Annotated in this window: 10 protein-coding genes and 1 pseudogene; 7 read left to right on the forward strand and 4 right to left on the reverse strand. The window is 44.9% G+C overall.

From position 1 onward, the window contains the following. Positions 1-81: 81 nt before the first annotated feature. The 4 genes and pseudogenes from OGV94_RS12060 to OGV94_RS12075 form a co-directional block, all read left to right on the forward strand. A pseudogene (locus OGV94_RS12060) lies at positions 82-183 on the forward strand (hypothetical protein); the annotation flags it as partial. 95 nt (positions 184-278) lie between these two features. Next, positions 279-521, forward strand: coding sequence for a DinI family protein (locus tag OGV94_RS12065; protein WP_075146253.1), 243 nt, complete (start codon positions 279-281; stop codon positions 519-521). Positions 522-762: 241 nt separating this feature from the next. Continuing rightward, a complete protein-coding gene (locus OGV94_RS12070) occupies positions 763-1,893 on the forward strand; it encodes an acyltransferase family protein (protein ID WP_100194330.1) in 1,131 nt (376 codons plus the stop codon). A gap of 34 nt (positions 1,894-1,927) precedes the next feature. After that, on the forward strand, positions 1,928-2,191 hold the full coding sequence (locus OGV94_RS12075) for a DinI family protein (protein WP_373870755.1): 264 nt from the start codon (positions 1,928-1,930) through the stop codon (positions 2,189-2,191). 146 nt (positions 2,192-2,337) lie between these two features. Here the strand turns inward: OGV94_RS12075 and arsH are convergent, their stop codons facing one another. Beyond that, positions 2,338-3,036: an arsenical resistance protein ArsH gene (arsH, locus tag OGV94_RS12080; RefSeq protein ID WP_075146256.1), complete on the reverse strand. Its 699-nt coding sequence runs from the start codon at positions 3,034-3,036 to the stop codon at positions 2,338-2,340. Between the two features lie 85 nt (positions 3,037-3,121). Between arsH and OGV94_RS12085 the strand changes: the two genes are divergently transcribed. Genes OGV94_RS12085 through arsC form a run of 3 tightly spaced genes read left to right on the forward strand, consistent with a single transcriptional unit; the run spans position 3,122 to position 5,214 of the window. Then, complete coding sequence (locus tag OGV94_RS12085) at positions 3,122-3,442, forward strand: transcriptional regulator (RefSeq protein ID WP_047052019.1); 321 nt, start codon at positions 3,122-3,124, stop codon at positions 3,440-3,442. A 44-nt stretch (positions 3,443-3,486) separates the two neighbouring features. After that, positions 3,487-4,776, forward strand: coding sequence for an arsenic transporter (locus OGV94_RS12090; protein ID WP_100194328.1), 1,290 nt, complete (start codon positions 3,487-3,489; stop codon positions 4,774-4,776). 12 nt (positions 4,777-4,788) lie between these two features. After that, on the forward strand, positions 4,789-5,214 hold the full coding sequence (arsC, locus tag OGV94_RS12095; RefSeq protein WP_286523405.1) for a glutaredoxin-dependent arsenate reductase: 426 nt from the start codon (positions 4,789-4,791) through the stop codon (positions 5,212-5,214). A 186-nt stretch (positions 5,215-5,400) separates the two neighbouring features. On the opposite strand, the gene OGV94_RS12100 is transcribed toward arsC, so the two are convergent. The 3 genes from OGV94_RS12100 to OGV94_RS12110 form a co-directional block, all read right to left on the reverse strand. Beyond that, positions 5,401-6,036 (reverse strand): DUF421 domain-containing protein, encoded by a 636-nt coding sequence (locus tag OGV94_RS12100; protein WP_080625255.1) that lies wholly within the window; start codon positions 6,034-6,036, stop codon positions 5,401-5,403. Positions 6,037-6,045: 9 nt separating this feature from the next. Continuing rightward, entirely contained in the window at positions 6,046-6,492 is a 447-nt protein-coding gene (locus OGV94_RS12105) for a DUF3290 domain-containing protein (RefSeq protein WP_286523407.1), read from the reverse strand. A 339-nt stretch (positions 6,493-6,831) separates the two neighbouring features. Continuing rightward, positions 6,832-7,857 (reverse strand): tail fiber domain-containing protein (locus OGV94_RS12110; protein WP_286523410.1); only part of this gene is annotated, 1,026 nt, incomplete at its 5' end.

A 7,857-nucleotide genomic window follows, 5' to 3' on the forward strand; every position in this document is an offset into this window, starting at 1 on the left:
GTTCTCCCCTTCCTGCGTTGATACATCGCGGAATGTTGTCACATACCACTCGATCCATTCGTTGGCCTGCTTCATCGTCCAATTCCAGTTAACCTTGCTCAGTTCCTGGACAAACCGCTGTGTGGTGACGGTCTTCCGCCCATTTGGTTCTTGCTGTATCGAAGCATGCCAGGCCATTTCAATATCGCTACGTCGTGGCATCATTTAGCCCCTCTTGAATACAGGATAAAAACACAGCATAAACACTGTATATCCACCCAGTAAAGAGGCAATAAGCAATGTTCGTGGAACTCGTTTATGACAAAAGGAATTTTGATGGTCTGCCCGGTGCAAAAGATATCATTCCGGGAGAATTGAGTAAGAGAGTTCACCGGATTTTCCCGGATGCTGATGTTCGGGTTAAACCGATGATGACACTGCCGGCGATCAACACTGACGCCAGCAAGCATGAGAAAGAACAGATAAGCCGAACGGTGCAGGAAATGTTTGAAGAGGCTGATATGTGGCTGGTTTCAGATTAAACGCCTTGAACCGTCATATTGCTTAAGTACAATCCGCTGCGACTGGCAATCATTCAGTACTCGCACTATCGAACATTCGCCAGTCGGCCGTAGTCTATGCTTCCATGCAAAGTGGCAGCGGTTACCCCATCACACAAGACCCTCGTTAAAAAACCCGGATCGCGTATAGTTAAACATAAATTACGGATGCTATTTCAAAGTAACTTAGTTATAGTTATTCAGGAATTTCAGGGAGTATTTTATGAACAAAAGAATAGAATCTTTGCAGGCTCTACGTGGATTAGCCGCAATTTTGGTTATGTTGTTTCACTACCGCTTTTACCTAAGAAGTCAGGTTGAAAACGGCACAACCATTTGGGACGCATTATTCGGATGGGGAATTATCGGCGTTGATATTTTTTTCATCATTAGTGGATTTATAATGGTATACACCACTCAAAATTATACTCAGAGTCTGTTCTCAACAAAACGATTCCTGATTAATCGTGCTATAAGAATATTTCCAATGTATTACGTTGGCCTTTTGATAACATTTCTTTTGAGTGGAGCAATGAGTACTTTCCATTATCCTGAGAAAGTGCAAAATTTGCTAAGTGCTCTTACATTCACTGTCTATAAGACGGACATAACACCTCATTATATTGATGATGGTGGTATGTATAATATACGCTGGACACTTAATTATGAAGTCTATTTTTATATAGCTTTTTCCGTTTGTCTGCTTGTTAAACATCGTTTATTAGCTCTAATTGGTTTTAGTGCACTTATGATATGCCTCATTCCTGCCATTGCGGGATTCCAACCAACAACAAGTATACAAGGCTATCCCTTCCACTCCCCGACTCTTGGTTTGTTAACAAATCCTGTTTTCCTTGAGTTTATTATAGGGGCAATAGTTGGTTATTTATATTTAAAGCTCAAGAATATTACATCGTCAACTAAGATTCAAGCTATCGCCAGCTTTATATCATTATCTTTGTTCATGTATGTAATTTATGGAATATATAATGAAAGCTTGAGAGCGTTTAATACAGAAAGCGCTATTATTTTAGGTGTGTTTATTCTTTTTATCACTCTAGCCGATCCTTTATTAAAGAAATACATCCCTCACATATTAACATACCTTGGTGATATATCTTTCTCACTCTATTTACTTCATGGTGCTATAGGTTCCGCTGTCATGAAAAGAATGGAGCTGTTTGAATTATCCAATTACAAAGGAATCGTGACAGTTGTTATAGCTATTTCCCTATCTATATTCATTTCTCATTTAACGCATAAATATATTGAGATTAGATTAACCAGAAAACTAAAAAAGAGAATGCTTCCAGTAAGTTCATTAAGGCAAAAACCGTATAACTTAGCTAACTAATTCATGAAATGACATAACAGGCGGATTCTCTTCTCTGCCTGTTTCTAAGAATCATAACTCTGGTTTCTCCGGCCAGTCAGGATTTGAGGTGTCGACCCTACCCGGTGCAAAAGATATCATTCCGGGAGAATTGAGTAAGAGAGTTCACCGGATTTTCCCCGATGCTGATGTTCGGGTTAAACCGATGATGACACTGCCGTCGATCAACATTGACGCCAGCAAGCATGAGAAAGAACAGATAAGCAGAACGGTGCAGGAAATATTTGAAGAGGCTGATATGTGGCTGGTTTCAGATTAAACTCCTTGAACCGTCATATTGCTTAAGTTGTATTAGCTCTGACCTGGCACTCTTAAGGCACAGAGCGAAACCTAAGCTGACAGTCCACTCAGTGCCAAAGCGGACGTTGTTAAGCTCATTCAGTATGGATTCACGAAAAAAATACGTTATATTTTGTCCTGATTTACACGGGATGAAAGCTCCTGATGGCTTTCTTTTCGCTCGCTGTAACGATCTGCAAGATAACCGGTTTGTCCCTTAAGCAGCAGCGTGACTTTAAACAACTCCTCCGCTACATCGACGATGCGGTCATACCATGAAGAAGGTTTCATTCGTCCGTTTTCGTCGAACTCTTGCCATGCCTTGGCTACAGAGGACTGGTTGGGGATCGTAAACATCCGCATCCAGCGACCCAGAATACGCATCTGGTTCACGGCATTGAAGGACTGTGAACCACCGCAGACCTGCATTACCGCAAGTGTTTTGCCCTGCGAAGGACGAACCGCGCCTTCACTTAAGGGTATCCAATCAATCTGCGCCTTCATAACTGCGCTCATAGCACCGTGCCGTTCCGGAGAACTCCACACCATCCCGTCACACCATCTGACCAGACCGCGCAGCTCGGTGACTTTAGGATGCGTATCTGGCGCGTCATCCGGCAGGGGTAAACCTGAGGGGTTAAAGAGTTTTACTTCCGCGCCCATCGCTGTCAGCAGGCGACCAGCTTCTTCCGCAGCAAAGCGGCTGTAGGAGCGCTCTCTAACTGAGCCATATAGGATCAGAATCCGCGGCGGCTCGTGCAGGTGCAGGCGCTCGGCGATGTGTTGATCAAAGCATTCACTATTCAGGGCTGGAAATTGTTCCATTTTTCTACTCCGGAGAGATCAGATTATTTCAAATTTAATACATATGATTTAACATATGTATATTCTAAAGGGAACGGAGTGAAAAATGCTACAACCTGTTCAACTTTTCAAAATTCTGTCGGATGAAACCCGGCTCGCCATCATCATGATTCTCCGGGAGTCAGGAGAACTGTGCGTCTGTGATATCTGCGCAACAATTTCCGAATCGCAGCCCAAAGTCTCGCGACATATGGCTATCCTTCGCGAGGCTGGGTTGGTTCTGGATCGTCGTGAAGGCAAATGGATCCACTATCGTCTGTCACCCCACATACCGGCATGGGCAGCTGAGACAATCACAACGTCCTGGCAGTGTATGCGAGAGGATGTGCGTGAATGGCTGGATAAATCAGCCTGCACCTCCTGTTGAGAAAAGAAAACACATTTACATAATCATATATAATGGAGTCTGAGATGCTTTTGGCAGGGAGTATATTTTTACTGACGCTGATACTGGTGATCTGGCAACCCAGAGGCTTGAGCATTGGCTGGAGTGCGAGTATCGGGGCTGTGCTGGCGCTGGTAACCGGTGTCATCCATATCACTGATATACCCGTTGTCTGGAATATCGTCTGGAACGCGACAGCGGCATTTATTGCGGTCATTATCATCAGCCTGCTGCTCGATGAAGCCGGCTTCTTTGAGTGGACCGCACTGCACGTCTCCCGCTGGGGTAACGGGCGTGGTCGCCTGCTGTTTACCTGGATAGTGTTGCTCGGAGCCGCTGTTGCTGCTTTGTTCGCCAATGACGGCGCCGCGCTGATCCTGACACCAATTGTGATTGCGATGCTGCTTGCAATGGGATTCAGCAAGGGCACAACACTGGCCTTTGTGATGGCCGCAGGATTTATAGCAGATACGGCCAGCCTACCGCTCATTGTTTCTAACCTGGTGAATATCGTCTCGGCGGACTTTTTCAGTCTGGGTTTCACGCAGTATGCCTCCGTTATGATCCCCGTAGATGTGGCAGCGATTGCGGCCACGCTAGTCATGCTGCATCTCTTCTTCCGCAGGGACATTCCGGCGACGTATGACGTTTCGCTGCTGAAGACTCCTGCCAGTGTGATAAAAGATCCGGCAACGTTCAGGGTGGGCTGGATTGTCCTGTTATTGCTGCTTGTCGGTTTCTTTGTTTTGGAGCCTGTGGGGATCCCGGTCAGCGCGATAGCGGCTACTGGCGCAGCAGTACTGTTTATAGTGGCGAAAAGAGGTCATGCCATCAACACCGGTAAAGTCCTGCGCGGTGCGCCATGGCAGATCGTTATTTTTTCGCTGGGCATGTACCTGGTGGTCTATGGCCTCCGCAATGCAGGGTTAACGGAGTATCTGTCTGGCGTGCTAAACCTGCTGGCAGAAAAGGGATTATGGGCAGCAACGTTTGGCACCGGCTTCCTGACCGCTCTCCTGTCGTCGGCGATGAACAATATGCCGACAGTGCTGATTGGCGCGCTGTCGATTGATGGGAGTACGGCGACTGGCGTTGTCAAAGAGGCAATGATTTATGCCAACGTGATCGGCAGCGATTTAGGCCCGAAAATCACCCCGATTGGCAGTCTGGCAACCCTGCTTTGGCTGCATGTGCTTGCTCAGAAAAATATAACGATTACCTGGGGGTATTACTTCCGCACCGGCATTATCATGACTCTGCCGGTGCTGTTTGTCACTTTGGCCGCGCTGGCGTTGCGGCTCTCCATCACTTTGTAATGAGATACAGATATGAGCAACATTACCATCTATCACAACCCTGCCTGCGGTACTTCTCGCAACACGCTGGAGATGATCCGTAACAGCGGCAACGAACCAACGATAATTTATTATCTCGATACGCCACCGACCCGTGATGAGCTGATTAAACTTATTTCAGATATGGGAATTACGGTGCGTGAATTACTGCGTAAGAATGTTGAACCTTATGAACATCTGGGTCTTGATGAAGAGAAATTTAGTGATGAGCAGTTGATTGATTTTATGCTTCAACATCCGATCCTGATTAATCGGCCGGTAGTCATTACGCCGCTTGGCACTCGTCTTTGCCGCCCTTCAGAAATAGTGTTGGATATTCTACCGGAAGGTCAGAAAGGAGCGTTTAACAAAGAGGATGGCGAGAAGGTCATTGACGAAACGGGGAAGCGTGTTAAGTAATCTGCCCACATCAAAATATCGGACGCCTGTTCACGCTATGCGGGCGTCCGCTTTTCGCTCTCAACGGAGCTTTAACTCAGCCAGTTCGTTCGCTCTGTGCCGGGATCGAACGTTGGTGTCAGTGTTCTCAGGCGGAGGCACACCTGAACTGGCTACCTCCTGATAAAAGGGCGTTAATTTTAGATGTTATTTTTCATATCCGTATAAATTAATCCTACCTGATAAGTACTCACCTAAATATACCTCACTGATTTTATTGAAGCCTTTCTTTGTAACTTCATTATCTAACCATTCATTGTCTTTATTAAGGATTTCTAGCAGATCATGGTTGGCTAAACCGTCCACTATAATTGGGTAGCGTATATTTTCATCGCCACTTTGTATAATAGTTAATTGCCCATTTTGTTCGAGAACCACGCGTTTTAGTTGTTCTATTTCATAAATACCATTTGCTCTTAATTTGAACATTAAATCATTTGCAGAAACACCATTCCGTAAACACTCCTTAACATTAATGCTACCATTGTGTACTAAAGTAATAGGTTTTCCATCGATCACCCTTTTTACTAACCGACTATTTTCCTTCAAAAACTTAAGAACAAAGACCAAAAAAGTCCATATAATTAGGACTAGGACAAATTGGAGAACTGTTATAGATTCGTTGTAAATCACACCTCCTATAATCCCCCCCAGCACATAGTTTTGAACTTGGTCCATTGCGGATGAAGGAGCCAGATTTCCTTTCCCCATAAGATTTATTTGAACAATTAAACACAGTATCCCCAGACCCAACTTTATAATGATAGGTAAATAAATCATCATTTCCACACCTCATTTATTTATGATTTCTACTTCTGGGTTTATTAACGAAACCTCTACTAAATTGTATGTTTTTTGATCCGAGCCTAAGTTGACGCGATAAAAAAGATCATTAATTTTAACGATAATGCCATCAGTGAGTTGTACTGAACTGGAAGATATAGCATTCACATTCACATCTTTTTTTTGTGATAAGAATCTAACAAAATTAACCATTTGTGATGATTGGGAATGTATATTTTGACTATCAGTATAATCAGCATACTGAATGCCACAAATGAAGAGCAAAAATAAGAAGGCTATGATTGTTAAGTCACGATATTTAGTTTGCAAACGATGGCGCATATACAGACTAAAAACAACGATTAGAATAAATAAAGTACTAAATATAACGATGTATTTTAAATAATCATTGATGTTAGACTGCATTTGTAGGTAATCTATGCTATAAAATCTCATATATGTATAATCCCCAACCCCTCAAGACCCCATTTTTATTATAGTAACACATTGTCATTATCCGTTCTGGTTTACTTAACAGCTAATAATTATCAGTTATCAGCTGAGATTTGTCATTATCATTTAAGTCAACTGCAGTGACCTGCTTACTATGACTCAAGGTACCTCGATGTAAGTAAGCATTCTGAACTTCTACTCTTCGTTCAAAACGGGCTTTCAACCATTCAATACTCGCACTATCGGACGTCCGCCAGTCGGCCGCAGCCATACTCCTGCATACGGTATGGTTGCGGCAGTTCCCCCATGTTATTTCGCTTTATGACATTGCACGCAGCAGAATTATCTGGCGGCGAGCTGTTCGACAATTTTCTTCAGTACCTCCATATCTGCTTTCAGTTGATTGATATCTTCCTGCTGCACTTCGTTTTCATCCATCAGAGAAATAATGGTTGCGTGGTGAACAGCGGCCAGTACGCCGGAATCGCCAGCCTGTACAGATAAGGCATCCTTAACAACAGTACCGTCCCGTAGTTCGATATCACCGGCAGTAACTTTCGCCTCCGGGTACGCCTCATACAGCCCTTCAGCCAGAACACCGATACCGAAACGCCCGTCAGCATTTTTTGTTTTCAGTCGCCAGGTACATGCGCGGATTATCCGCATCGTTTCGCGCGGATTCTGGATGTCTTCGACTTTCTCTTTAATTTCAGCAGTCGAACCACCGTTAATCCAGTTGCCAGAAGCAGTGGCGTTACCATTAGCGCCATTAAACCGCCACATGTGCGGCGTGGTTCCCACCTCCGTTGTCCAGGAGAGGACGTACTCGGGGTTCATGTCGTTTGCCCATGCAGACCATGTAAACACCCCGCCGTAATGACCTGGCCAGTACATCTTGAAACTCATATGCGGATACAGATATCCTGCACCGAGTACATTCATCTGTTCCTGGTAGAGACCGTAGTTGCGGTTTCCGGCATAGAGGGAGTCAAAGCTTCCCGGCAATGCGTTGACCTTTCCAAACGGGCTGGTTATCTGGCCTCCGGATTTGCCGCCGATGGTGTTAAGGCGGTTATCATTACCCTCACAGAAAGAACCTGCCACTGCACCGAAGGGACTGGATAACCCTGTCCCACCCTGCGCTTTTGACACCACGCCGTTGACCAGGTCAGCCTTGCCGGCAACGCTATTGATGAGTTTCTTTGCTGACGGTCCTGTGGTCTGACTGGTATCCGGTAATTTAATAGTTACATCACCTTCGGCTGTAAAAAACTGCTGCCAGTTCTGCTTGTCGTAGTTCAGACCGAGAAGCGCCTGGGTATTCTGAACGACCATTGCGGCAGTGACCATATTCAGCGCCACGCGGGG

Origin of the sequence: Citrobacter sp. Ce006 (assembly GCF_030336535.1) — a bacterium.
Taxonomy (GTDB): domain Bacteria; phylum Pseudomonadota; class Gammaproteobacteria; order Enterobacterales; family Enterobacteriaceae; genus Citrobacter; species Citrobacter europaeus.

Excerpts from the sequence above, each read along its gene's own strand:
- arsC (WP_286523405.1), top strand. The coding sequence starts at position 4,789 with ATGAGCAACATTACCATCTATCACAACCCTGCCTGCGGTACTTCTCGC.
- OGV94_RS12100 (WP_080625255.1), bottom strand. The coding sequence starts at position 6,036 with ATGATGATTTATTTACCTATCATTATAAAGTTGGGTCTGGGGATACTG.
- OGV94_RS12065 (WP_075146253.1), top strand. The coding sequence starts at position 279 with ATGTTCGTGGAACTCGTTTATGACAAAAGGAATTTTGATGGTCTGCCC.
- arsH (WP_075146256.1), bottom strand. The coding sequence starts at position 3,036 with ATGGAACAATTTCCAGCCCTGAATAGTGAATGCTTTGATCAACACATC.
- OGV94_RS12085 (WP_047052019.1), top strand. The coding sequence starts at position 3,122 with ATGCTACAACCTGTTCAACTTTTCAAAATTCTGTCGGATGAAACCCGG.
- OGV94_RS12090 (WP_100194328.1), top strand. The coding sequence starts at position 3,487 with ATGCTTTTGGCAGGGAGTATATTTTTACTGACGCTGATACTGGTGATC.
- OGV94_RS12070 (WP_100194330.1), top strand. The coding sequence starts at position 763 with ATGAACAAAAGAATAGAATCTTTGCAGGCTCTACGTGGATTAGCCGCA.
- OGV94_RS12105 (WP_286523407.1), bottom strand. The coding sequence starts at position 6,492 with ATGAGATTTTATAGCATAGATTACCTACAAATGCAGTCTAACATCAAT.